Genomic DNA, 24,036 nt, shown 5'->3' with positions numbered 1-24,036 from the left:
CGTCTCAAACGGACTGGAATACAGTTTGCTGTTTTAAAAAGCCATGAAAACGCATGGCTTTTTTATTTTATCAGTATTCATAGTCTCGGGATGTTCACATACGGTTGAATTTGTCAGACGTGACACTTCTCCCGTAAGGCAGGCAATCGTTCGCTACTACCCCACCGATAAACCAGATAAAGAAGCCAATTACCGCGAAGATCTAAAAAAGAAAGCCACCAGCTTTTGTGGCGGCGAATACACCATCACCAAAGAGTACCAGGCCCGGGCCGAGAGCACGACCTCAACCGGCGTCGCCACCGGCATTGGCATCGGCCATGGCGCGATTATGGTTGGCGGTTCAGGCCCAAGCACGACCATGTATAACTTTGTCGAATTTACCTGTAAGCAGTAGCAAACTACCCTTGCATAGTTTCAATCGCATCGCCTTTAGGGCGCAGGATAAAAAATAAAATACAGGCTACAACAAACACTCCCATTGCCCGCTGGGCCTCTTCAAAAGTTGCCGAAAAAACCAGGCTTGCGGCCAACAGACAGCCAAAAGCCGGAATCAGTGTCGGAACTTCAAAACGCCCTTTTTCTTCGGATTTACGGCGCTTTAAAATGATTAAACTTAAATTCATCATGAAAAATCCGGCAAGCAATAAAAGACTTGATGATTTGGCCAGCACGGCGATTTCGCCGGTAAAGGCCATTAACAACACGACACCGATACACAGAAAAATCGCAGAAATCGGCGTATGGGTTTTAGGCGAAACATAACCTAAAAACTTAGGCATTAAATTCTCACGTGACATCCCGTACACCAGGCGTGAGGCCATAATAAAATTTAACAGCGCGGTATTTGCAATGGCAAACATCGAGATAAAACTAAAAATTTTGCTCGGAAACCACGGTGCAGCTTTAGCCACCACATCAACCAACGGCTGTGAACTCGTTGCCAGTACTCCGGCAGGAATGACTGATACCGCAATGACACTGATTAACATATAAATCACCGACGACACCGCAACAGCAACCAAGATACCAATCGGCAAATTACGCTGCGGGTTTTCGACTTCTTCGGCCACATTCATGATATCTTCAAAACCCATGAACGAATAAAAAGTTAAAATGGCACCGGATAAAAACAGTGGCATCTGAAATTGTCCGGTCGGATTTTTTTCAGATGTAAAATCAAATAACGAGGTATCTCCAATGAACGAAAAACCGACTATGACCACGAGTAATAAACCCGATAATTCGATAGTTGTGCAGACGATATTGGCCCACATTGATTCTTTAATACCTTTTATGACCACTAAAGTAAGTAGACCCATAAACACCAAGATACCCAGGTTTAAGGAAAGCGCCGGAACCAGGCCGGTCAGATAACCAGAAAAAGCCCGGCTTGCCGTGGCCATTGAAACCAATCCTGAGCACAGCACCATGATACCAAAGACATAGGCTAAAAAATTTGAACCAAAAGATTTTTTAAGAATATATGCAATACCGGCGGCGCGCGGATAACGTGATCCCAACGAAGCATAAGTTAGACCGGTAAAAATCGCAGCCAGGGCGCTGATTAAAAAAGCCAGCCACACGCCGTTTCCCATTATACCAGCTGCTTTACCGACAAGGCCATAAATGCCGGCACCTAAGATATCTCCGATACCGTAAAAAATAAGTGAAGCTAAAGAAATACGACGAACTAATTGGGCATTATTATTTGCAGTCATAGATAAAGCTTAGGGGTAATCCCTCCTTATGACCACAAAAAATGTTTACACCGACCGATCCTATAGCCTATTCGCAGTTTGCTTCAGCGAAAGCTGTGCAAGAATTTTGCGAAGACAAGGCTACTGGATCTAGAGTGATTTTAACTTCAGAATTTAGTTTACCACCTAAGATCGTGCATTTTTCAGATAGTGATAACTTCGCCGCTGCCACTGCTGAAGAGCAAGCATCTTTGATTGTCATAATGCTGTTACCATTTGTGTAGTAACGACCATTCCCACGAACTTGAACCGCAGAAGCTGCAACTGATGATAATAATAAAGCTGAAATAACTAACATTTTTGTCATATAATCCCTCATCCAATGATTAATTTTTGTAAATAAACGGTACCTTTTTCAGAGCCTATTGCAACTTAAAAAACTTAACAAAAAGTGACTGACGGCGTCTGTCTGTCTAGATTTTATACATCTGCTTGATCTCTATTCGCTTAAGCCAGATTAGAGCCCGGAACACTTCTCGCAACTACAAAGGTTCTTGGAACCCTACCCATAAGGAACGTATATGCAAAAACTGGTGTTATTAACTACCCTACTTTTTAGCTTACAAAGCTTTGCCACCGACTATTATGCGTTAAAAGCCAATGGCGAAAACATCTTTAACAGCTTTGTTAAAAAAGGGGCTCCGTCGGTTCCGTTAAAAAGAATTTATGATTATTTAAATGCAAAACAAAACTCTCACGTCACAGTGGCCTCGAAAGAACGCCAAGGCAAAAAGTACGTGATGACCACCAAGAGTATATCTATCAATGGCGATTGGATCGCAATCATCGACTTTTCTAAACCATCTGATGTACGCAGGCTTTACGTCATGAATGTAAAAAACGGACAATTTTCTTCACACCACGTGGCCCACGGCAAAGGTTCGGGCGTGCGCTTTGCGACAAAATTTTCAAACATAAATAATTCAAAAATGTCTTCTCTAGGGATGTATATCGCCGGTAGCGTTTACCGTGGTGGTCATGGCGCATCGCTGCGTTTACATGGGTTAGATCCATCAAATAATAAATCTGCAGAGCGTGATATCGTCATGCATTCGGCAAAATACGTGTCAGCAAATTTTTTAAAACAAACAGGCCGACTGGGCCGCAGCTGGGGATGCCCGGCAGTATCAGCTGAGCTGATGAAGCGTATTAATGCAACTTTTGCCGATGGCGGTATTGTGTATGCCTACCATAAAGACTTACATGCGCAGGCCTTAAAGACCGGAAAAATAATCGAAGACAAATCGATTAATGACGAAGCCGATGTTGATTACGATGGCGAAGAAGAATCTGACCGCAAAGCGGCCGCTTTAAGAAAAACGGCAGTCCGAAAATAATTATTTAGGAGTATACGGCTTAGGTTTAAACTTTGGCCGTGAGCTTTTTTTAAAACCCGCAGCAGGCTTTCCTGCGGCCGGTTTTCCTGCCTCAGGCTTTTTCACCCGCTTAGGTTTTCGTAACTCTTCAGCCACGTGCAAACGTTTACCGTCTTTATCTTTAAAACGCGCTTTTAAATCTTTGGCACTTTGACCTTTACCCTCAAGACGTGCGATCAATTCAAGATCACGCTCAGTGACCAGGTTTACGACTAAACCTGATTTTCCGGCACGGGCCGTGCGGCCTACACGGTGTAGGTAATTCGCCATTTCCTGCGGTAAGTGATAGTTAATAACACGGCCGACATAATCCAGATCTAAACCACGGGCAGCCAAGTCAGTTGAAATTAAAAGCGAAACTTCACCGTTACGGAAGCTTTTTAAATTATTGCGGCGCTGGCCTTTATCCATTTCTCCGCGGTAGACCACACACTGAAAGCCGGCTTTTTCAATCTCTCTTGCCAGACGGTCACACTGCTCACGCGTGTTGGTAAACACAATCGTTCCGCCTTCTGGTTTTTGCTTGATCAGTTTTTCAAAGATCGGCCAGCGAAGACCATCGATCACGGTTTCGTTTTTGGTGACCAGGGTTTTTACCACTTTACCGGCCCCACTTGAGCGCACCACTTCTGCTTTTTTAAATAAAGCATTCATTAAATCCTGAACCGCCTGCGAAACCGTTGCCGAGAATAGCGCTAATTGCACATCTTCATCACAGGCATTAACGATCATTTTCGACTCGCCGATAAAACCGTCATCTAACATCTGGTCAGCCTCGTCAAACACGATCAGGCGAACATCCGATAGATCGACCAGACTTTTTTCTAATAATTGAATCAGTCTTCCCGGCGTCGCCAGTAAAATTTCAAAATCACTGGCAACACTTCTGCGGCTTTGCTCAAAGGTCGTACCACCCAATACCGGACGCACGCGAACACGTGTGTCGTGGGTAAAGGTTTTAAAAACTTTTGAAACCTGCTCACCTAAATCACGTGATGGCACCAGCACGATCGCCCGCGGGCGACCCGGCTCGTCGGCAGGATTTCCCTCTTCTTCTAAAGTTTTAACCAAGTGTAAAATCGGAAGTGCATAAGTTAAGGTTTTACCACTTCCGGTTTCCGATACACCGACAACCGACTGGCCCGACATCAACATCGGAATCGCGTTACGCTGGATCTCGGTGGGAGTATGAATTTTTAAGGTTTTTAAGGTCTTTAATAGCGATGGCAGTAAGCCAAATTCAGGAAATGTATTCATAAGGGCTAAAATGTAACCGCAACGACGTAAAATTCGTAGCTATTTCTCTCGGGTTTGCAACTTTTACGACATTAATTTCTTATACAGGGTAAGGCCGATCCAGGCATCGGTGGCCGCATAGAGAATCTGCCTATCGGTTAGCTCTGACGCCTCCCAATTCGTTGTTTTAGGCCCTTTGGTGATAGTTGCGCCTAAAACCTCTTCGGTCATGCCTTTTAATCCAAAGTTCTGCAGGCCTTTTTCTTTGGCCAGTGTTTGCAGCTCAACGAAGTTTTCCGGGGTAAACTGAAACCTCTTTTGTAACGCCTTTAAATCATCACGAATAGCCAATCCCACTTTAAGCACATGTGGGTTTTCAAAAATTCTTTTAAAGACAGCAAACTGGCTGATCCGGTGCAGACGCACCACATAGGCGTCGGTTTCAGTCGCTAACTGCAACAAAGCCACCTGGTGCACTTCTCCTTTTTTAAAAGCCGGACGGGTTTCAGTATCAAAGCCAAAAGCGGTTATAGATGAAAGCTCACTCATCACAGCTTCCAGCTCGCGGTCATTTTGAATATAGTGAATTTTTCCTGAAAACGAAATAAACGGATGCGCTGACTGATTCAATTGCTGCCTTACTTTTTCTTACAATGGGCTTTAACCCATTCACCACTTAGTTTAAGTTCTGCCACCGCAGGGATTGCCCCCTTGTACGTGCCGTACGCTTCGCCGGTCAAGTCATACTTGGTTTTCGTAAACGGTCCACGCAATTCACCTCTGGCATCAAGGTCTTTGTTTTTACAGGTCATCTTGGCATCAAGAACATTTTTAACGACCGACCACTTATCCAACGAACAGCCTTTGCGCTTAAGTTCTTTTGCGATGGTGGCTTTGGCATCCTTAGCCTGGGTTTTATCAATACACTCTTCGTCGCTGCTCGAAGGCAATGGAATGCCCGCGATATTAAGCAACTCTTTTGACTTCCACAGCCCCGGCTCGAACGACTGCGCGTTTACGTTTACTCCGACTAACAGCGTGATAATAAATACAAATTTCATGGATTAAGCCTAACACAGCCTGAAAGGAATTCTACCTCAGAGTTAACCGGTGACAAAACAAAGGCACTTACCGCATTATGCGTCTATGACAAAACCAGGCCTAGCCGCACTTATTTACCCGACAGCGATTTCAGACTTTTTACCTCAGTTTGAACAAAACAAACCATTTGTTGTCCATCATCCGCAGGCCGCCTTACAAGAACTGCGCACCCTCGAGTTTGTCAACTCACTTGAGCGGCTGTTGACTTGCTGGCCTTATAAAATTCAGGCACACCTGCCGGATCTGCGTGATGAAGCAAGTTCAGTTGATACCAATGCCCAGGATGCAAAAAAATTATTCGCAAACGGCATGGGCTTACTTTTTAACGAAGCCCAGCGCATCTCCCCGCTTTTACTGGACTGGTTAGAAAAAATCCGGGCCGATCTCGGCCTATCAACCCAGACCTATGCACGTTGCCTTATTTACGCAACTCCTGATGGCAAAGGCACAGCCCCGCATTTTGATCAGAATATTAATTTTGTCTTACAGATCAAGGGCACTAAAATCTGGAAGCTTGCGCCAAACGAACATGTGCTCAACCCACTCACCCGTCACACCATGGGTTGTGAGCCTGATCCTGAGTTAGATAGTTATCTGGAAGATGATCTGCCTAAAGTAATGCCTGCCAATGCGCAAACCATTGAATTAAAACCCGGTTCGTTATTAGTTGTTCCGCGTGGTTACTGGCATTCAACCGAAGCCCAAAGCGAAGCGATGGCTTTAAATTTTACCTTCACGGCACCGACCTATATTGATTTATTCATCACAGCTTTACGCAGCCGCCTTGCGCTTTCGCCAGAGTGGCGCGCCACAGCTCACGGCGTGAGCGATCCAGAACGCCGTGATGAAGCCGAAGCCTACCTTGATAGTCTGCTCGCAGGCCTAACCAATGATATTCCGCACTGGCAAGGCAGCGATATTTTAGATACAACTGAGTAATTATTTAACTTCGATAATACCACAAGCGATACGGCCGCCGGCATTGCCGGTTGGTTGTGTCGTGTAGTCATCAGCATTTTCATGTAAGATCACCGATTTACCGATAAAGTCGTGTAAATGCGCACCCTCAAGCATGATTTCTTTTTTTACTTTTCCGCTTTTAGGCACATCTAAATTACCAAGATCACCGGCATGGCTGTTTGGTGCATTTAAAGCGCCATGGCTGTGCCCTTTGGGATTAAAGTGACCACCGGCACTGGTAAAATCCGCTGCTGAGCAATCACCTTTTTCATGAATATGAAAGCCGTGCGCCCCCGGGGCTACGCCGGAAAAACTGACGACAAGTTTTACGCCGCTTTCTTTCTGCTCAAGCCCGATTTGACCTTTAAGTTTTAAGCCTTGTCTGGCGATCATTTTAGTTGTCGCTGATTTGACTGCCGCATGCGCCGCTTCGTCATGCACTGGGGTAGCTTGTGTAGAATGATGAGCAGGGGTTTCTGCTTTTTTGTAACTGGCACAGCCGGCAATCATCACCGCACTGGCTAATAAACCTAATTGTTTGAACATGAAAAATCCTCTCTTAGTTCTTGTGGTTTTAAACATTGTGAAATCTTTTAACCACAGGCGCAAGAAAGGATCGGATTTTTCACGCAAATAAAATCTAACTTATTGCGTAATTTACAAAAATTATTGCTTCAGCACGACCGACTTAAGCCACTCAGCTTCTACCGAAGCGATGCCGTATAAGCCATGCCCGCGACAAAGCGCATCGCCACGACTGGTGATGCCGGCCAGATAAATTTTGCCATCGACCATGATAAAGGCCGGACCGCCTGAATCTCCCTGACAAGATCCTGATTTTGTTTCGTCGGTCATAAACTCAAAGTCACCGACCGCTATCACCGGCACCTGTGTCTTTTTCATGACGAAATCAACTTTACGGTTTTCATCCAAGCCATAACCAGCCAGGTGCATGATCGTGCCTTTTTTAATTTGATTGTGCGTAGCAAATTTAACCGGCGCAAAGCCCGCAGGTAATTCTTCCGCAAATTCGACAATCGCATAATCTTTAAAATCTGCTGGCTCCGTATCAGCGAAAAAACAAGAATCACAATATCTAGGGTGTGGAGTTACGTTTTTAACTTTGTACACCACAGCTTTGTCTTTCTTAGCCACTAGGCCGAAATAAATATTTCCCTCGGCAAAGTACTTTGCACAGTGCCCGGCCGATAAAATAAAATGCGGGGCAATGATCACACCGGTGCAAGGCGTAGCTCCTTCAGGCATAACCGCAACCGTATGACGCGCGTACAAGTCAGAGGCTAATACCGGTTTACCGTTCACGATGGCCACTGGTTCAGGTGCGATAAACTTTTGAGAAAAATTCTGCGCTGGCGAACAAGAGTTTAAAACTAATACTGAAAATAAAACTGCTGCAGCAGATACAAACTTAGAAAACACCACAACCCCCTCAAAGTTGCTAGCTGTGATAGCGTAAAGGTTTAAGGAATTCCAGCAGCAATTTTGCTTTTATGCATTTTTTATCTTTTTCGTCTTGTCCACGGGGTAAAATACCCATTAGCATAGTCTGGTGCAGGCTTTAATTTCTTTTAACAATGTGACGACTGATTTTGACCTTACCGGCAGTGCTGTACTTATAGGCGCAAAGCTAAAATTAACTTACAAACTTCTTGATCCGAAAAACCTGCTCGCGCTTCCGCAGGCCTTTACTGCAGATCCTGAGGCTATTGCGCGCGTAGATGGTCTGTGGAATGACACCTGTTTTGAACTGTTTTTACGTCCTGTCGGAAAAACATCCTACCATGAATTTAATTTCTCGCTGTTACCTGCCTGGAACCAGTATGTATTTAGCAGCTACCGTAATCCGCAACCGCCCACGGCCAGTCATGATTATACGCTCGAGAGTTTTTCCTGGGACGGAACTAATTTAGAAATTATGCTTGCTGGCTTTTTCGCCCAGAAAAAATACGAAGTAAGCCTAACCGCCGTGTTAAAAGAAAAATCCGGCTTGATCCATTACCTAGCGCATAAGCACACAGGAAGCGAGCCTGATTTCCATCACATTGATAGTTTTATGCCACTACCGTCTGCAGGTCGCCAGTAATTCTTCGCAGTCATTCTGGATATGATCGCGCAGGCGTATCACCTTGGCCTGCACTGCCGGTGCCGGCACGTCTTTAGAGATTTCCCAGAGTGTGAGCCATTTTAGTAGATCGAGCAGTCGGGTTTTATCCGGCCCTTTTGATAACGGGTACTTTGGCATTTTTAATTGTTTGGTCACCGCTTCAAGCACGCGCTCGACCCAGGTGATTTCAGTCTGGGTTAAATAGATCCGGTCCAGCATACTCCGGCGCGGACCTTCGAGGGCTGCAGTTTCCATTTTGTGATTTAACTGGCGAAGTTCTGCAATCACCGCCTGGTGTTCGGCCTCAAACTTTTTACCGAAGAGTTTATCGGCCGCAGCTTTCCAGGCATTACAAAAATCTTCAAAATCGATGTTTTGTTCTTTACCGCCATAGCCTGGGTGGGTCAGATCAAAGATAGTCTTCGTTAAGGTATCAATACTTGCAAACTCGGCACTGCGCTTGTAATGCAAACGCAGCATATGATGCGCCCAACTGGCCACATTACGAACTTCAGTATAGCCGATATCAGCGGTATAAAAATTTAAACTCACGGATTCATAACTGCGCCAATCCATCGGGCGGTTTAAAAACTGATCGAACTGGCTTTTACTGCGTTCGGCGGGATGGGTCTGATAGTAACAGTCTAATAGATACGAAAATTCCGAAAATGATTTATCCCAGAGCTCTTCGGTTTTACACATTTTATAAAGATGAAAGGCCTTAAGCTGCGTAGGCCGTGCCTGATCCAGCAGTCCATTGATTCTTTGCACAATCTGTCGCGGAAACGTGATCCATGTTTCTTGCAGCATAGTCTTTTAATCATAACACCGGCTTCTGATAAACGGTGATTTTTGTTTTACGGTTTTCGTCAAACTTTTAAACACCACGCTCTGACTTGTTGGTGCGCCGTGTAGATGTTCGCCAAAAAAATACGAATCAGATTATCCTAACAGCAACAAAGGAAACCCCATGCTTGAATTTCAAACCGTACTGAACTACGCAATCATTTTTATTTATACGTTATTATTCGGAACTGCGGCTCTGGATAAATGGAAAACCCTATCGACTCCGGATTGGTTTAGCAAACAGTTTGAAAACACGATCATCCACAAACTTCCGGGCAAGGCCTCGGTCGGCTATTGGTTGATCGCATCCGCAGAAGCTCTTTTAACTTTTGCCTTTGTCGCCTCGGCATTTAATTTTGCATTTTTACCGTTTGCACTAATCGGCTCACTGTTTTTATTTGGCTTGTTACTATTTGGCTTAAGAATCACTTACGATTTTCAGGGTTCGGCGAATATGTTTACGTATTTCGGCACCACGCTGGTTTCGTTATTTTTAGTAACGCTGAAATAATACTTACTTCGTTCTATGATAAAGATGAATACCGATCTTGAGATTTGAACGATCAGAAGTCACATGACATTCCGAAATCGCCTGCGCCCCGTTTTCAGAAACGATGCTTAAGGTGCCGTTGGCGAACAACTCTACATACGGGTACTTAGAAGTTCTAATTTTTGGTGCACAGGGCGAATTCTTCTGAAAAGTTTTAGCGGTCGCACGCGAACCACTGCCTAAGACTTTTCCGTTCTTATAGACAAAATTGTACACCGTTTTTTCTACTTCACGGGCTACCCCGCATTTAGCATCGGGTGCTGCCGCTAATTCAGTTTGCCTTGTCCATTCGCCAACTAAATTCTGGGCGGTGCAGTTACCGGCATAGGCTGTACTAGATAGAACCATAAAAGATGTAAAGGCGAACACTGAACTTTGCATACTCGAGTAGATAGCAGCCAGTTGAGCTTACAATCAAGGAATTGCGCAAATGCCTATGGCCATTTTGTAAAAAATAACAGCCCCTCAGAGAGCAAAGTCTATGCTCCCAGATGCGCCTTGATTGACTGACCGAAACGGCTCAAACCGGCGCCTAGGACATTAAAGATCACACACAGGTTCCAGATAAAGAGCTCGTGGGGGCTTAACAAAGCAAGCTTGCCAAAGGCGATCATCACGGCAACCAATACGAACGACAGGAGCACATCTACGGAGTTGCCGAGGTCCTGAAAATTCAGCCCGTTTGGTGAGGCGTTTTTGCTGATCAGCTTAAGGATAAGCGCAAACGTGCAGGTCTCTAGTAATCGGCGGCGCAGGAACACTAAGGCTGCAAAATTGATCAGATTAACCAGCAGATCCACCGCGCCAAGAGCCAAGAGCACGAACCCGACCCCGCTGACAACCGAGTTTGCATGCGACTGAATCACAATGCCGCTTAAAATCTTAAAGCCACAAAACGGAAACCCAACAGTAATAACTTCTGCAATTCTGGATAAAAGAAAACGAATAGTCTGTTTTAACATCAAAAAAATCGTAACTGAATCTGATTGGATTTAGTAAGCAATATTATTACAATAGCTTAATAAAAAGGCATCGCCGTTATCACGGCTAAAGCGATTACAATAAGATAACTTGGCACCTTTTTAAAAGCCAAAAGTGCAAACGCAAGCAAGGCCAACACAAAGTCTTTCCAACTGAAAATGGCCGCTGTCCAGACGGGATTATAAAGCGCAGCGAGCAGCAGACCGACCACGACGGCATTTATTCCTACTAAAGCTGTCTTCATTTGCCGGTGCGAGCGGATTTTTTCCCAGTAAGGCAAAATGCCGATGACCAGAAAAAACGATGGTAAAAAGATCATGCATAAGGAAACAGCTGCCCCCTTCCACTGTGCACACATATAACCCAAATAAGCCGACAACGAAAATAACGGACCTGGCACAGCCTGAGCCGCGCCGTAACCTGCGACAAAGGCCTCTTTGGTTATCAAGCCCGTATCAACTAATGAAGTTTGCAGCAATGGCAGCACAACATGACCACCACCAAAAACCAACGCCCCTGCCCGGTAAAAGATATTGGCCAGCTGTAATTCATATGAAACAAAGCTTGGCGCTACTATCGCAAGCCCAAGCAGAACAACAAAAAACAAAACTAAAAATGTCGAACTCAATCGGTAATCAGCTTTGCTTGACCGCGGCTGATGCGGCACTGATCCAGCAGGCTGTAAGAACAGAACACCCAAAAGAGCGCCCAAAAAAATCAAAGCCATCTGCACCCATAAATTTTGACTGTACAGACAGATTAAGGCTGACAAGAAAGCGATTAACGCAGTCTTTGTACGCGCACAGAATTTCTTGGCCATTTCAAAAACTGCCTGGGCAACAACTGCAACGGCTGCGATCTTTAAGCCGTGCAGCCAATCACTTCCCAATACACCGGCCAGCGAGGTCATGCTTAAGGCAAACAAAATTAACAACAAAGCCGATGGCAACGTAAACGCCAACCAGGCCAAGACAGATCCTAAGATTCCACCACGGTAATAACCAATAGCCATGCCGACCTGACTACTGGCTGGCCCGGGCAAAAACTGACACAAAGCCACTAAATCGGCGTACTCGTGCTCGTTCAGCCATTTTTTTCTGGTAACAAATTCGTTATGAAAAAAACCGATATGGGCGATCGGCCCGCCGAAGGAAGTAAGTCCCAGTTTAAAAAAAGTAAGAAATATCTGAACCATGAACAGTGATTAGCCCCAGCCATTTGCTTTGATCAGCTGCAAAACAAGGCCCTCAATTTCATCACGTATGCTTCTAACACTGTCTAACCCCTGCCCTTTGGGATCTTTAAGCGCCCAGTCCACAAGCCGAAGCCCTGGCACATAAGGGCACTTTTCTCCGCACCCCATCGTCACCAGTAAACTGGCTTCTTGCGCCAATGCTTCAGTCAGCAATACAGGTTTGGCCTTCGATAAATCTATCCCGACTTCGTCCATCACGTGCACGACCTCGGGATGCACACTGGCCGCAGGTTCAGTACCGGCAGCGATCGCCGTAACAATTGCTGGATCTGCATACTTTCTAAAAAATGCCGCTGACATTTGCGAGCGACCCGCACTGTGCACACAGGCAAAGATGACTTTTTTCATGACGCTTATTAAAACTAATTTTTTGAATTAAATTAAGAAAAAAATACGGATTTGACAGCCTGGGCTTAGAACAAAGGCATAAAACTTAAGCGTCGAATGAATTTCTTATTTTCCGTAAGAACGAAATACACAAAAATCTGCGTATTCGAAGATCTGAGGGGGTAACCATTGTCCCCGCTGTGTTAAACTTAAGAAATGCTGACGAGCATCTCCCTTGGTAATCACGGTGATTTTTCGATGTTTACCTATAACATTCAGCTGTTCTAAAACATGGGTATAGGTATCGGCATTAAACGGATCATATAAATAATAAACATCCGCCTCTGGAATCTTAAAATCTGCAGCTGATAAGTCCTGGTGAAAGAAATTGGCATTCAGATCGATTTGCAGGTACTCACTAGAAGCATTAGCCATCGCGACTCGATCTTCAACAAACTCGTATCCCTTAAATGAAATATCCGGCCGCAAAAGTCCTACGACCATTCCGACACGGCCAAAACCGGATCCTAAATCAACGAAACTCGATTTCGAGTTAATTTTGATATATTTTAAAAACATCAAAATTGTCATGTAGCTTGACTGAGCGGCGACGCCGCTTCCGAAAAAAAGGCGTTCATTGCTTGGCGCAAGTTCTTTTTTTCTTTCAGGTTTAAAATCTAAATTAAACAACTCGTCGAGAACATCAAATGTTCGGTACAACGAAAAACCCAAATGCGAGCCTTCGTCATTTTTTTTCATGTGCAGTTGATATTCGAATTCATAATAATCAGAAATCAAACGCAAGGCATTGGATAGAAGTAGCTTTATATCAGTCTGTGTCGACTTAATGTAATCAACTAAAAGCGGCTGCAAGCTTAACGACCGCAAGCGCAGATCTTCAATTTCTTGCACGGTTAACTGCTCTAAATATGAATGTAAGAATAAGATTGGGCTTAACTCAGATTTAAAAAACTTTTTTACGAATTGGCCAAAATGCAGATCTTCTGACCGGTCTTTATTTGCTATCCAGTACTGCTCTTGAATAAATTTAAGAGCAGTACTCAGAAAAACAATTTTGACATAGTAATTTGCCAACTCAACAGCTGTGATTTCATGTAACTCTGTCTGAAATTCTTGATTGCCTTCAGGCAATTTCTTATCAGTCAGTAACTGAATAAACAGCTGTTGGTGGTTTCGCACTATTACCGAATATTCTTATGTCGATGCGTGATAAGACCGTGAGTTGGGTCGTACGGAGACAACCCGACATCAACAGAGTCACCGACAACGACTTTGATGTTAAATTTTTTCATTTTACCACAAAGGCGGCCTTGCACTTTTACACCATTATCAAGGGTGATGTGATATACGCCACCACCTGACAAGTCATGAATTTTACCTTTAATGGTTAATAAATCATCTTTAGCCATTAATAACGGCTACCTTTATTAAAACCACGATTATTCGATTGGCGCGGCTCCATCGGTTTTGCAATGGTCACTGTCATCGCTCTTTGCATTTGCTCAGAACCATTTAATGATGCAATTGCTTTTTCAGCTTCAGCATCAGTGCTCATTTCAACAAAAGCAAAACCTTTGCTACGGCCTGATTCGCGATCTGTAATGATTCGCATAGCTTGCACAGAACCAAACGCTGTGAATAGCTCAGTCAATGTTTGCTCGTCCATGTTAAATGATAGATTTCCAACGTATAATTTATTGTTCATATTTTCTCCTTATGAAACTTAATTGTCGCTAAAGAAGAAAAAGCCGAATGCTGATTGATCGAAAGTGACCTGTGGAGTCTTTACTGTAAGCTACTTTTGCCAAATTACCTAATTTTTTATAATTTATTTTATAATCGATTTCAGATCGTTTACGGCGCATCTGAGCCGAAAAGCCCCATAGAACAACACGCATCAGCGGCGCCTCTATTGCAGTAAATCTAAATTGAGCAAAACAATAAGGTTAAGGAGTTTTTATGTTGGTAAACAACCTCGAATCAGCCAAAGACAAAACATCAGCCGAACAGTTTGCAAAAGCAGCAGAACATATCCGACGCAACCATGCGTTGATCAAAGAAAAATGGGTAGATCAAGTTCGAGAAAACATTTTAGATTCTAATCAACAAACATCTAAATCATTGATCAATTCATTAGATAAATTTTTAGAAGAATTAGCAAAATATGTCGAGCAAGGTTATTATATTTATAATCCATCAGAAGAGACAGGTATGTCAAAAGACCATGGCATGCATCGCGCCAGCTTTTCAGGGTACTTTTACCTGAGCTCCTGAAAGAATTTAGTATTCTGCGCGAAGTCTTGAACAGCTCACTGCAAAACGAATATCTTTTGGGCTACGATGTTAGATTCATAATCGATAGGATATTAGATGAATCAATTTCACAGGCAGCCACAGAGTTTACTATGACTCAAAAAAATGCTGTCGAAGAGGCTCTGCTTAAAACTCAGCAAAGCAATCAAGCCCTTGAACATTTTGCTGCGATTGCAGCCCATGATTTAAAATCACCCCTAGCTACGATTACAGGTTTTCTTAATCTTTTAAAAGATGGGTCTAATAAAGATGAGGTCCAATACATTGAACTCTGCCTAGGGGCATCGGCCAGAATGCGCAGCTTGATAGATAGTTTATTATCTTTTGCTAAACTTTCCACACATCAGAAAGAACTTGAGCTCATAGATTTAAGCGAAATTTTAGATTTTACTAAAATGAATTTAGCTGACGCGATAAAGACAAATTCGGCATCGATTGAGGCTGCCCGTTTGCCCGTGGTTATGGGCGACAAAGATTTATTAACAGAACCATTTCAAAATTTATCGCCAATTCGATAAAATTTAAAAGTACAAATCCTCCACACATTAAAATTTCTAATGAAGAAAAAGATGATAATTTTATCATTGCTCTTAAAGATAATGGCATCGGTATTGATCCAAAATATAAAGAAGAAATTTTTACTATGTATAAAAAACTTAGCGGAAAACATAGTGGATCTGGAACTACATGGAGGCAACATTTGGGTTGAGTCTGCAATCGATCAAGGATCAACATTCTTCTTTAGCCTAAAGAAAGCCAACATTCATTGAGAACAGAAAAACACTTAAACCCGCTTTTGTTTGTTTTGAATTGCTAGAACTGGCTCAATGCAAAAATAGTTCATATATGCATGAACTATTTTTGATCTTTAATTTATTATTCAGTATGAGTAGTCTTCTAACCGTATTAAAGGAGAAAATATGAAACTACTTTTATTGATGCTATTGGCTCCACTACTGGCTTACGCATCTGATGCGACTTCAAACTCTTTACTTAATCAAACCGTTACCTTATCTGAATTCGGCGACATTCGTGTGCGTAAACCTGTCGAAGGCACAAAAGGTCTGCCTATATTGCTCGTGCACGGCGTTTATGGCGGAGCAAGCCATCGTACTTTTCGAGAGCTGTTACCACTTTTAGACAAGGCCGGAAGAGCCGTATACATTGTTGATTTACCGGGGGCTGGCGAAAGCTCGAAGCCAAAACGCAGCTACAAAATCGAAGACTTTGATCTGTTTATTGAAACATTCATAACTGAGATTATTCAAAAAAGAACCACAGTAGTAGGTGAATCCCTTCTGTCTGCTTCTGCATTGAAGGTTGCAAGTAAAAGACCAGATTTAGTACGACGTCTTGTGCTTCTTAGCCCAACAGGTGTCACATCGCTAAATGAACCACCTTCAGATCGCGAGCAAAAACTTTACGATCGGCTTTACAACGACGAGACTGCAAGTGATGTGTTTTACCAAAACCTGTTGCAAGACAATTCTTTAAAATATTTTCTACCATTTGCATTTTACAATGACGAACTAGTTAATGATAAACTTTTGGATGATTACCGTGCACTTAGAAACAATTTTTCTCAGAAGTATTTATCAATCAGCTTTGTCGGCGGCCAACTTTACCGCCCCTTTGTAGAATCTGCAGAGGGTGTCTTCATACCAGTGTTGAATATTTTTGGCCGTAATTACGAAGCCTTTGCAGATAACGAATTATCAACTGCATATCTATTTAAAAAACTGCGTCCTGATTTTGACTACATCGAAATCGACGATTGTGGCTCATCTGTGCAAAGAGAACAACCTGAAGCAGTCGCAAAAGCCATTATTGAATTTTCTGAAGAAGACTAGCGTTATCGAAAGCATATTATTGTTTTAATTTCCCCACCTCCCCGTTCGTTGTTTAGGTTTAAGCGTTTCGGGGAGGGCACTATGCGAAATCCCTATTGAAATACCTGAATCTTAATGTTTAAAAACAAATCAGTCTCGTTCCGAGACTGAATATTAATAATTGATTAAAAATAGCGACAGCAAGCAAAGTTCGGTTACATTAGAAGATATATAGCTAAATCCCCTAGAACAATTTTCAGATTGGACAGGTGCCGAATGTTAGAAACTAATGAAATTCATCAATTGGTTTATTTTAGTCGATCTCAAAATTTTATGTCTGAGGACGAAGTTAGAAAGATTGTTGATAGAGCGGCAAGACATAATAAGGAAAATAATATTACGGGGATGCTTATTTACCGTGACGGATTTTTTCTACAAATATTAGAAGGTGAAATGTTCAATGTCGCAGCCACATTCAAAAAAATTCGTGATGACAAAAGACACTCTTCAGTGACCTTGATTCATTCAGCATCGGCGAGTGAGAGACTTTTTCCGAATTGGTCAATGGCGTTAGTTGACACTTCACCATTTGACCCAGACTTAATTGAGCAAACGGTTGGGTTATTCAATATAAAGAAGATGCATCAAACGACTAAGATTGTTGAGCTTTTTCATAGATTTAGATTTCACGTCGCATAACTAAGTTTAATTCATCTTTATAAGATACTCTATTGCCCAAAACCCAATAAAGAGCAACCTGCTCTTTAAATTGAGATGGGAATTGTATTTCGGGTATTTTAACAGGTTCATCAGACAAAATTTTTCGCTCATGAACTTCTATAAGCGGTAAACTTTAATAAATAATCATGCAGTTTTTGAATTACTTATTGGATGAAGCTGCTAACCAACTTTTTAGGCTTCAGTTAAGAATTCCCGTATATCTAAGACATCAATAGCGATGTGGTGCAAAGATGGGCCTCGTTTGTTCATAGCTTTGTTATACGGACCATCACCGATTGGCTCTAGCAAAAGTAACAGTCCGCTTTGATCGTGATAATTACCAACATAAATTTCTTTTGTTCCTTCCGACTCAAACACTTCTGCATCACCACATTTAATTCCTTGGGTTGACAAAAACTGAGCCGACTTTTCTACAGAAGAAACTAACAAAGCAATATGACTTAGAACTGTTTGCCCCCCGAAATAAAAAATTCGAGACCTGTTGAGGGTCACCCAAAAAATCGTATCTAAGTATTTGAAATTATTTAAGAAGAAAAATGGCGGACCCAATGGGACGAGTTTAGCACCTATTGCCGCAATAGGTGCTCATAAAATCGGCTTGTATTCGTAATTAAATCCTTTTGACCTTGCCCCAAGGGCAACCTCCATCCTACTTTCGAGGTCAGAATGAAGAATTGGAATACCATAGGTCAATTTTCTAAAAAAGTTGGAATGTCTGCCAAGGCACTGCGACTTTACGAAAAAATGCAGCTTATCAAATCCCATGCTCGTGGTGAAAATGGTTACCGCTATTATCATGACAATCAGGTTGAATTAGCTTTACGACTGAATGATTTCAAAAAACTAGGCTTTACCCTTACAGAGATTAAATCGTTACTACAAATCGACATTCAGCTGAGCAGTGATCAAATCGCTGAATCTATGCGGAATCGACTCATTTTAATTTCTTCTCAGGTTGAAAAGCTAAATTCACAAAAAAATCAAATTAAAGAAATTCTGATCTCCTTAAATAAAAAATCAGAGCCACTTAAGGCTCAACAAAGGAGAGCAATCATGAGTTTATACGGACAAGTATTTATCGCTGTGACTGGGTACAACGGTCACCAAAAAACAGCAAAATATATCCAATCGCATTTTAAAAATGCTGGACAAGATATTCCAATTCACAATTGGAAGGAAGGATTCACAATTCCCGAAAGTAAGCCATTTATTCTTATAATTAAAGAAGAAGAGCTAAGCTCAAAACAAATTCAAAAACTTGAACCCGATGTTATTGTCGTAAATAATCTTGGCGAACATTCAGACCAAAACCAGAAAAATTACTTAAATTTATTTTCACATATCGGGCCTCATGTGAACACTATCATTAACGCTGACGACAGATCAGCCGTTGAACTGGCTGGCCAATCAGACATTAAAAAAGGACGTATCTTTTATTTTTCAAAGAATAAAGCATTACTACCACAAATTAAAAAAATTGGTGGTGTGATCGGCGATGGCGAAGAACTTGAAATTTTTGGATTTAATTTAAAACCCGAACCTGTGCAGTTAAGTTTGAAAAAAATTATGACTTTCAATGATGAGGTCGCGCTACTATCTTCTTTAGCCGCAGTTATGACTGTTGGATTAAACAAAGAAGACTTAAAATTATAAAAAAAGTTCTAGCCCCGTTGAGACAAACGCCAAAAATGATCAGTAATTATGTGAAATTATTTAAGAAGAAAAATGGCGGAGTTGACGGGACTCGAACCCGCGGCCTTCCGCGTGACAGGCGGACGTTATAACCAACTTAACTACAACTCCGTTAAGTATTAATTCGTAGTGGAGTTAATATATTGGGAAACGCGGTTTAAAGTAAACTGTTTTTTCTGGCCTGCGTAATAAAATAGCAATATATTGATGCCTTGGGGAGAATTTCCCGTTTCCCAGAGGGCTGACTTTAGTTCATAATGGATTTTTCATAAAAATTACTGAGGAGACCCCAATGAAAAAGCTAATTTTTACTCTAATTTCTTTGACTGCGACAATGGCGCTTGCGACAGCGGCAAAATCAGATGCGACCACAGACTTAATGGTTGAAGGTGTACACTGCGCTGCCTGCACTAAAATGATCAGCAAAACGGTATGCGCTGACACAAAATTAGCTGAAAGCTTTGAGACGTGCGGTGTAACTGTAGTTGATGGCAAAAAACAACTCGGCAAAATCTCGGTTCGCCTAAAAGAAGGTAAAACTTTAGACCAAGCAGCGATTACGACTGCGGTTCAGTCAGCCGGTGATTACAAAGTTCAGTTTCCCAAAGAAACTAAAACTGAAAAGAAATAATCATGTTGGATAAAATCACCAAGCTTTTATGGCTAGACATGGAGATGACCGGCCTTGATGTTAACAAAGAAGTTGTCATCGAATGCGCCTGCATCATCACCGACTTAGATTTTAAAGAACTAGAGTCTTTTGAGACCGTGGTTAAACAGCCGCAAAAGTACCTGGATGCAATGGATGCCTGGAATACCGAACACCACGGGGCATCGGGTTTAACGGCCGCTGTACCTAACGGTATGGAGCCAGATGCGGTTGAATTTCACATTACTTCAATGATCGACCGTCATTTTCCGCAATGGCGAGAAGATAAAAAATTTAAGCCGATCATGGCCGGAAACTCAATTACTCAGGACCGTTTGTTTGTCGATAAGTATTTTCCGAAAATTGCCGAGCGCCTGCACTACCGTATGTTAGACGTAAGCTCTTGGAAAATTATCTTTAACAACAAATTTGATAAAGTGTACCGTAAACAAAATGCCCACCGTGCATTGGGCGACATCCGCGAAAGCATCGGCGAATTACGTTACTACTTAGATCAGATCAAAACGGATAAGTAAGAATTTAATCTAAAAAGACAAATAAAAAAGGCTGTGTTTGCACAGCCTTTTTTTATTTTTATTATTTCTTTATGTTTTAGCCTAATTAGTTTTTCGGTTCTCCAGCTCAGACTGCGCCTTATTACGTACGTCTTTTGCCGGATCTTGCGCCAACTGTTCAAGTAGCTCGAGTGTCACTTTTTTATTGATCACGACATGGTAACGAACGACTTCGTTTTTATCTGTCGCCAGCTGATTGACGATTTCCTGCGGCACGTTCGGGTTTTTTAACACCGTCGCACGGTAAACCACTTCTTCTTTTTGCGCGAAATCTTTTAACACCGCCTCTGGACAAGTCGGGTTCATCAATAGCGTCTGAATCATTGTTTTATCTTTCGCCCCCTGCCCGATTTGAATCAACTCACTCGCAAGCTCCGGTGTTAATTGACCCGATGCTTTGGCGATAATCTTCTGGCTTGCCGATTGTTTGTGGTGGTCAGTGATCATGTAGATCGCCGTCGAGGCCGCCAAAACAAAGCAGGCCAGGATTTTAGTGTATGACATAGCCCCATAGGTATCTTGCTTTTTGGTAAACTTACTGAACAGTGAATAAACCGCAGCACCTAATAAGGCAAACGCAAATGAGTTCAGCGAAGTTAACACCGAAAACAGCCCCATTGTGCCGGCCGCCGGCCCCCACTGCCCGTTTGCAAGTGTTACTTCGTATGCACGGTAGAAGTAGTGCATATCGACGTACATCGTTAAAAGCCCGAAAGCTAAAAACGACGGAATGTGAATCAGTTTATTTTTATTATGAAAAAAGAGCGCACCGAAAACCAGTGCGCTTAAAGGCATAATTGCTAAGGCTACGAAAATCTGAGCGATCATAAATATCCCTCTCGCCTGAGGGAACACTCCTAGTAACGGTAGTGTTCCGGCTTAAATGGTCCTTGTTCGTCTAAATGTAAGTATTTAGCTTGCTTCGCTGTAAGTTTAGAAAGCTTCACACCGATTTGACCCAAGTGAAGAGCCGCCACTTTTTCATCTAAGTGTTTAGGTAAACGGTAAATCGCCACTTCTTTGTACTTTGCACGGTTCGTGAATAACTCGATTTGCGCCAATACTTGGTTAGTAAATGAGTTAGACATTACAAATGACGGATGTCCTGTCGCGCAGCCTAGGTTTACTAAGCGGCCTTTAGCTAATACCACGATCTCGTTACCGTTTTTAAGTGTATGAACATCAACTTGAGGTTTGATTTCACGGATCTTAGAGTTTTTGTTTAACCAAGCCATATCGATTTCGATATCGAAGTGACCGATGTTACAAACGATCGCGTTGTCTTTCATCTTGTTAAAGTGTTTTTCAGTGATGATATCGCAGCAGCCGGTAGCTGTTACGAAAATATCAGCGATCGGAGCCGCTTCTTCCATCGTAACGACCTGAAAACCTTCCATCGCCGCCTGTAAAGCACAGATAGGGTCAACTTCAGTAACTAACACGCGCGCACCCAGGCCACGCATTGAAAATGCAGAACCTTTACCTACATCGCCGTAACCAGCAACAACAGCAACTTTACCCGCCATCATCACATCAGTTGCGCGTTTTAAGGCGTCTGTTAAAGATTCACGGCAACCGTATAAGTTGTCGAATTTTGATTTCGTTACCGAGTCATTTACGTTGATCGCCGGAACTTTTAATTTTTTATTTTTAAGCATGACTTCTAAATTATGAACGCCGGTCGTTGTTTCTTCAGAAAGACCGATGATCTTTTTTAACATATGCGCGTAACGTGGTTCGTGCATCATGTTTGTTAAGTCACCACCATCATCTAAGATCATGTTGTAACCATCATTACCCCATCCTTCGATAGTTTGCTCGATACACCAGTTAAATTCAGCTTCAGTCTCACCTTTCCAAGCAAAAACCGGAACACCAGCCGCTGCAATGGCAACGGCTGCCTGGTCTTGTGTCGAAAAGATATTGCACGAAGACCAGCGAACCTCAGCACCTAAGTGAGTTAAGGTTTCGATCAACACCGCTGTTTGAATTGTCATGTGTAAGCAGCCAGCGATTTTTGCACCTTTTAACGGTTGTGATTTTCCGAATTCTTTTCTTAACGCCATCAAGCCTGGCATTTCTTTTTCAGCAATTTTAATTTCTTCGCGGCCCCAGCGAGCAAGTTCTGCGAACACTTTTGGATTTTCCATCGCCTCTTTGCAAACACGGTAATCTGGACCCGCAGTTTTTTTAGGGGTTTTACCTTTTGCTTGAGTTTTGTTTTTAGCGGCAGCTGCAGCGATTGCTTTTTGAGCGGCAGTTTTGTTTTTTACAGAAGTTGCTTGTGTGCGCATTGGTTCTTTCCTTTTTATGGGTTTAATTATTCAATCGTTAAAATTTCGTAACCGGTATCAGTAATCAGCACGGTGTGTTCAAACTGGGCTGATAACTTTTTATCAGAAGTAATGTAGTACTTAATATCCGAATTCGGAATCGAGTACTCATCAAAATCCTCAACACCTTCATTCACCATAGGCTCAACCGTAAAACAAGTCCACGGGATGATTTTTTCGCCCTTACCGCGTTTACCGAAGGCCGGGACAAACGGGTCCATATGAAACGTCTTACCGATACCGTGGCCGCCGATTTCTTTAACTGTCGAGTATCCGCGGCGTTGCACGTACTTGTTGGTTTCAAAACCGATGTCACCAGTGTAACCGTTGGGCTTAATCGCTTCAATACCGACCATCATGGCATTGTAAGCCGCATCGACAAGATCTGCAGCCTCTTTAGAAACCTTGCCCACCATGACGGTTTTAGACGTATCGCCAAAGAAGCCGTCTTTTTTAACCGTGACGTCGATATTTAAAATATCCCCTTCTTTAATCACGTAATCCGAAGGAGTTCCGTGGCACACCACTTCGTTAACCGAAATACAGGTCGCAAACGGATAACCGTAGTAGCCGACACAGGCCGAAGTGCCGCCCAGTTTTTCAGTGTAGTCGTGAGCTATCTTATCTAATTCGAGGGTCGTGATTCCGGGTTTTACTTTGCCTGCGGTATAATTAAGAACTTTCGCTGCCATTTTGCAGACGATACGCATTTTTTCAATTTCCGCCGGAGTCATAGGAACCGGAGTACGAGAAGATTTGGACATGGGCAAAATTATACTCCCCCGAGAGAAAATAGGCAAAGGGCTTGAAAATTTTGCCCCCGGGTTGCCGCAGTGAGAGTTCCAATTTGAGCCTAAGCTGCCCCCACAGGCCAAAAAAAAGGGCCAACCCTGCGGTTGACCCTGTTTGCTCTTAGCTTTTACAGCCTTAAGATGCTTAACTTGTCGGTCTAATTAACCTTTTAAGTGTTTAGAAACAAGTTTAGTCATTTCGAACATAGAAACTGTGTTTTTTCCGAAGATCGGTTTAAGTTTCTCGTCAGCGTTGATGTTACGGCGATTTTTTGAATCTTGTAAGCCGTTCTTTTTGATGTAAGCCCATAATTTTTTAACAACTTCAGTGCGAGGTAATGCAGAAGCACCTACGATAGCTGCTAAAGTAGAAGATGGAGTTAAAGCTTTCATGAAAGCTGCGTTTGGTTTACGTTTAGAAGCTGCTTTTTTAGGAGCTGCTTTTTTCGCAGGAGCTTTTTTTGCTGTAGCTTTTTTAGGAGCTGCTTTTTTTGTAGCTTTTTTCGCTGTTTTCTTTGCCATGTTATATCCCTCCGTAAGGTATTGTTAAGGCATTGTTTTTAAATCATGACTTAAAG

33 protein-coding genes and 1 tRNA gene are annotated in these 24,036 nt (G+C 42.6%); 13 read left to right on the top strand and 21 right to left on the bottom strand.

The features are described 5' to 3' along the window. Positions 1-43: 43 nt before the first annotated feature. Entirely contained in the window at positions 44-394 is a 351-nt protein-coding gene (locus AC04MM_RS09865) for a hypothetical protein (protein WP_475380184.1), read from the top strand. Between the two features lie 4 nt (positions 395-398). Here the strand turns inward: AC04MM_RS09865 and AC04MM_RS09860 are convergent, their stop codons facing one another. Continuing rightward, a complete protein-coding gene (locus tag AC04MM_RS09860; protein WP_475380183.1) occupies positions 399-1,718 on the bottom strand; it encodes an APC family permease in 1,320 nt (439 codons plus the stop codon). A 67-nt stretch (positions 1,719-1,785) separates the two neighbouring features. Continuing rightward, positions 1,786-2,064: a hypothetical protein gene (locus AC04MM_RS09855; protein ID WP_475380182.1), complete on the bottom strand. Its 279-nt coding sequence runs from the start codon at positions 2,062-2,064 to the stop codon at positions 1,786-1,788. A gap of 214 nt (positions 2,065-2,278) precedes the next feature. Between AC04MM_RS09855 and AC04MM_RS09850 the strand changes: the two genes are divergently transcribed. Then, entirely contained in the window at positions 2,279-3,094 is an 816-nt protein-coding gene (locus AC04MM_RS09850; protein WP_475380181.1) for a murein L,D-transpeptidase catalytic domain family protein, read from the top strand. Here AC04MM_RS09850 and AC04MM_RS09845 read toward each other — a convergent pair whose 3' ends face one another. From AC04MM_RS09845 to AC04MM_RS09835, 3 genes are all read right to left on the bottom strand, one after another. Further along, a complete protein-coding gene (locus tag AC04MM_RS09845; RefSeq protein ID WP_475380180.1) occupies positions 3,095-4,390 on the bottom strand; it encodes a DEAD/DEAH box helicase in 1,296 nt (431 codons plus the stop codon). A 63-nt stretch (positions 4,391-4,453) separates the two neighbouring features. After that, positions 4,454-4,999 (bottom strand): 3'-5' exonuclease, encoded by a 546-nt coding sequence (locus tag AC04MM_RS09840; RefSeq protein WP_475380179.1) that lies wholly within the window; start codon positions 4,997-4,999, stop codon positions 4,454-4,456. A gap of 8 nt (positions 5,000-5,007) precedes the next feature. Continuing rightward, the gene (locus AC04MM_RS09835) at positions 5,008-5,430 is read right to left on the bottom strand and encodes a DUF3617 domain-containing protein (RefSeq protein WP_475380178.1); all 423 of its coding nucleotides are present in this window, start codon (positions 5,428-5,430) and stop codon (positions 5,008-5,010) included. An 85-nt stretch (positions 5,431-5,515) separates the two neighbouring features. On the opposite strand from AC04MM_RS09835, the gene AC04MM_RS09830 reads away from it, so the two are divergent. Then, positions 5,516-6,409, top strand: coding sequence for a JmjC domain-containing protein (locus AC04MM_RS09830; RefSeq protein ID WP_475380177.1), 894 nt, complete (start codon positions 5,516-5,518; stop codon positions 6,407-6,409). On the opposite strand, the gene AC04MM_RS09825 is transcribed toward AC04MM_RS09830, so the two are convergent. Next, the gene (locus AC04MM_RS09825) at positions 6,410-6,976 is read right to left on the bottom strand and encodes a superoxide dismutase family protein (RefSeq protein ID WP_475380176.1); all 567 of its coding nucleotides are present in this window, start codon (positions 6,974-6,976) and stop codon (positions 6,410-6,412) included. A gap of 120 nt (positions 6,977-7,096) precedes the next feature. Continuing rightward, positions 7,097-7,870, bottom strand: a complete 774-nt coding sequence (locus AC04MM_RS09820; protein WP_475380175.1) for a S1 family peptidase — start codon at positions 7,868-7,870, stop codon at positions 7,097-7,099. A 130-nt stretch (positions 7,871-8,000) separates the two neighbouring features. Between AC04MM_RS09820 and AC04MM_RS09815 the strand changes: the two genes are divergently transcribed. Continuing rightward, on the top strand, positions 8,001-8,534 hold the full coding sequence (locus tag AC04MM_RS09815) for a DOMON domain-containing protein (protein WP_475380174.1): 534 nt from the start codon (positions 8,001-8,003) through the stop codon (positions 8,532-8,534). Here the strand turns inward: AC04MM_RS09815 and AC04MM_RS09810 are convergent. Beyond that, a complete protein-coding gene (locus tag AC04MM_RS09810) occupies positions 8,511-9,365 on the bottom strand; it encodes a hypothetical protein (RefSeq protein WP_475380173.1) in 855 nt (284 codons plus the stop codon). The two genes, AC04MM_RS09815 and AC04MM_RS09810, sit on opposite strands and share 24 nt — an antisense overlap. Before the next feature lie 160 nt (positions 9,366-9,525). On the opposite strand from AC04MM_RS09810, the gene AC04MM_RS09805 reads away from it, so the two are divergent. Then, positions 9,526-9,912 carry a hypothetical protein gene (locus AC04MM_RS09805; protein WP_475380172.1) on the top strand — a complete coding sequence of 129 codons (387 nt, stop codon included), beginning with the start codon at positions 9,526-9,528 and terminating at the stop codon, positions 9,910-9,912. Between the two features lie 3 nt (positions 9,913-9,915). On the opposite strand, the gene AC04MM_RS09800 is transcribed toward AC04MM_RS09805, so the two are convergent. The 7 genes from AC04MM_RS09800 to AC04MM_RS09770 all read right to left on the bottom strand — a co-directional run bounded on the left by AC04MM_RS09800 (position 9,916) and on the right by AC04MM_RS09770 (position 14,240). Beyond that, entirely contained in the window at positions 9,916-10,299 is a 384-nt protein-coding gene (locus AC04MM_RS09800) for a hypothetical protein (protein ID WP_475380171.1), read from the bottom strand. Positions 10,300-10,430: 131 nt separating this feature from the next. Beyond that, a complete protein-coding gene (locus AC04MM_RS09795) occupies positions 10,431-10,913 on the bottom strand; it encodes a hypothetical protein (protein WP_475380170.1) in 483 nt (160 codons plus the stop codon). A 56-nt stretch (positions 10,914-10,969) separates the two neighbouring features. Beyond that, complete coding sequence (gene chrA, locus AC04MM_RS09790) at positions 10,970-12,127, bottom strand: chromate efflux transporter (protein ID WP_475380169.1); 1,158 nt, start codon at positions 12,125-12,127, stop codon at positions 10,970-10,972. 9 nt (positions 12,128-12,136) lie between these two features. Beyond that, complete coding sequence (locus AC04MM_RS09785) at positions 12,137-12,535, bottom strand: arsenate reductase/protein-tyrosine-phosphatase family protein (RefSeq protein WP_475380168.1); 399 nt, start codon at positions 12,533-12,535, stop codon at positions 12,137-12,139. Positions 12,536-12,640: 105 nt separating this feature from the next. Beyond that, the gene (locus AC04MM_RS09780; RefSeq protein WP_475380167.1) at positions 12,641-13,714 is read right to left on the bottom strand and encodes a hypothetical protein; all 1,074 of its coding nucleotides are present in this window, start codon (positions 13,712-13,714) and stop codon (positions 12,641-12,643) included. A 2-nt stretch (positions 13,715-13,716) separates the two neighbouring features. Then, entirely contained in the window at positions 13,717-13,944 is a 228-nt protein-coding gene (gene infA, locus AC04MM_RS09775) for a translation initiation factor IF-1 (protein WP_475380166.1), read from the bottom strand. Then, positions 13,944-14,240, bottom strand: a complete 297-nt coding sequence (locus AC04MM_RS09770; RefSeq protein ID WP_475380165.1) for an RNA recognition motif domain-containing protein — start codon at positions 14,238-14,240, stop codon at positions 13,944-13,946. Before AC04MM_RS09770 ends, infA begins: the two co-directional genes overlap by 1 nt. 254 nt (positions 14,241-14,494) lie before the next feature. Between AC04MM_RS09770 and AC04MM_RS09765 the strand changes: the two genes are divergently transcribed. The 5 genes from AC04MM_RS09765 to AC04MM_RS09745 all read left to right on the top strand — a co-directional run bounded on the left by AC04MM_RS09765 (position 14,495) and on the right by AC04MM_RS09745 (position 17,376). Beyond that, on the top strand, positions 14,495-14,809 hold the full coding sequence (locus AC04MM_RS09765; RefSeq protein ID WP_475380164.1) for a hypothetical protein: 315 nt from the start codon (positions 14,495-14,497) through the stop codon (positions 14,807-14,809). A gap of 131 nt (positions 14,810-14,940) precedes the next feature. After that, on the top strand, positions 14,941-15,366 hold the full coding sequence (locus AC04MM_RS09760) for a sensor histidine kinase (protein ID WP_475380163.1): 426 nt from the start codon (positions 14,941-14,943) through the stop codon (positions 15,364-15,366). Next, on the top strand, positions 15,327-15,557 hold the full coding sequence (locus AC04MM_RS09755) for an ATP-binding protein (RefSeq protein ID WP_475380303.1): 231 nt from the start codon (positions 15,327-15,329) through the stop codon (positions 15,555-15,557). Before AC04MM_RS09760 ends, AC04MM_RS09755 begins: the two co-directional genes overlap by 40 nt. Positions 15,558-15,768: 211 nt before the next feature. Next, positions 15,769-16,698 (top strand): alpha/beta fold hydrolase, encoded by a 930-nt coding sequence (locus AC04MM_RS09750; RefSeq protein ID WP_475380162.1) that lies wholly within the window; start codon positions 15,769-15,771, stop codon positions 16,696-16,698. A 255-nt stretch (positions 16,699-16,953) separates the two neighbouring features. Next, positions 16,954-17,376, top strand: a complete 423-nt coding sequence (locus AC04MM_RS09745; protein ID WP_475380161.1) for a BLUF domain-containing protein — start codon at positions 16,954-16,956, stop codon at positions 17,374-17,376. A 213-nt stretch (positions 17,377-17,589) separates the two neighbouring features. Here AC04MM_RS09745 and AC04MM_RS09740 read toward each other — a convergent pair whose 3' ends face one another. Beyond that, positions 17,590-17,967, bottom strand: a complete 378-nt coding sequence (locus AC04MM_RS09740; RefSeq protein ID WP_475380160.1) for a VOC family protein — start codon at positions 17,965-17,967, stop codon at positions 17,590-17,592. Between the two features lie 117 nt (positions 17,968-18,084). Here AC04MM_RS09740 and AC04MM_RS09735 point away from each other — a divergent pair, with 117 nt between their 5' ends. Further along, positions 18,085-19,071: a MerR family transcriptional regulator gene (locus AC04MM_RS09735; protein ID WP_475380159.1), complete on the top strand. Its 987-nt coding sequence runs from the start codon at positions 18,085-18,087 to the stop codon at positions 19,069-19,071. 73 nt (positions 19,072-19,144) lie between these two features. Here AC04MM_RS09735 and AC04MM_RS09730 read toward each other — a convergent pair. Next, a tRNA-Asp gene (locus AC04MM_RS09730) sits at positions 19,145-19,221 on the bottom strand. A gap of 181 nt (positions 19,222-19,402) precedes the next feature. Here AC04MM_RS09730 and AC04MM_RS09725 point away from each other — a divergent pair. Continuing rightward, positions 19,403-19,741 (top strand): hypothetical protein, encoded by a 339-nt coding sequence (locus tag AC04MM_RS09725; protein ID WP_475380158.1) that lies wholly within the window; start codon positions 19,403-19,405, stop codon positions 19,739-19,741. 2 nt (positions 19,742-19,743) lie between these two features. Then, on the top strand, positions 19,744-20,295 hold the full coding sequence (gene orn, locus AC04MM_RS09720) for an oligoribonuclease (RefSeq protein WP_475380157.1): 552 nt from the start codon (positions 19,744-19,746) through the stop codon (positions 20,293-20,295). Between the two features lie 81 nt (positions 20,296-20,376). Here the strand turns inward: orn and AC04MM_RS09715 are convergent, their stop codons facing one another. The 4 genes from AC04MM_RS09715 to AC04MM_RS09700 all read right to left on the bottom strand — a co-directional run bounded on the left by AC04MM_RS09715 (position 20,377) and on the right by AC04MM_RS09700 (position 23,980). Next, complete coding sequence (locus AC04MM_RS09715) at positions 20,377-21,162, bottom strand: hypothetical protein (RefSeq protein WP_475380156.1); 786 nt, start codon at positions 21,160-21,162, stop codon at positions 20,377-20,379. Positions 21,163-21,191: 29 nt separating this feature from the next. Beyond that, complete coding sequence (gene ahcY / locus AC04MM_RS09710; protein ID WP_475380302.1) at positions 21,192-22,484, bottom strand: adenosylhomocysteinase; 1,293 nt, start codon at positions 22,482-22,484, stop codon at positions 21,192-21,194. Between the two features lie 170 nt (positions 22,485-22,654). Next, on the bottom strand, positions 22,655-23,431 hold the full coding sequence (map, locus tag AC04MM_RS09705) for a type I methionyl aminopeptidase (RefSeq protein WP_475380155.1): 777 nt from the start codon (positions 23,429-23,431) through the stop codon (positions 22,655-22,657). A gap of 189 nt (positions 23,432-23,620) precedes the next feature. Further along, positions 23,621-23,980, bottom strand: coding sequence for an SWIB/MDM2 domain-containing protein (locus AC04MM_RS09700; protein WP_475380154.1), 360 nt, complete (start codon positions 23,978-23,980; stop codon positions 23,621-23,623). Positions 23,981-24,036 lie beyond the last annotated feature (56 nt).

This window comes from Bdellovibrio sp. SBM16 (assembly GCF_056175625.1).
The sequence above is the reverse complement of the archived record's forward strand: the minus strand, read 5'-3'. Positions and strand labels throughout refer to the sequence as shown.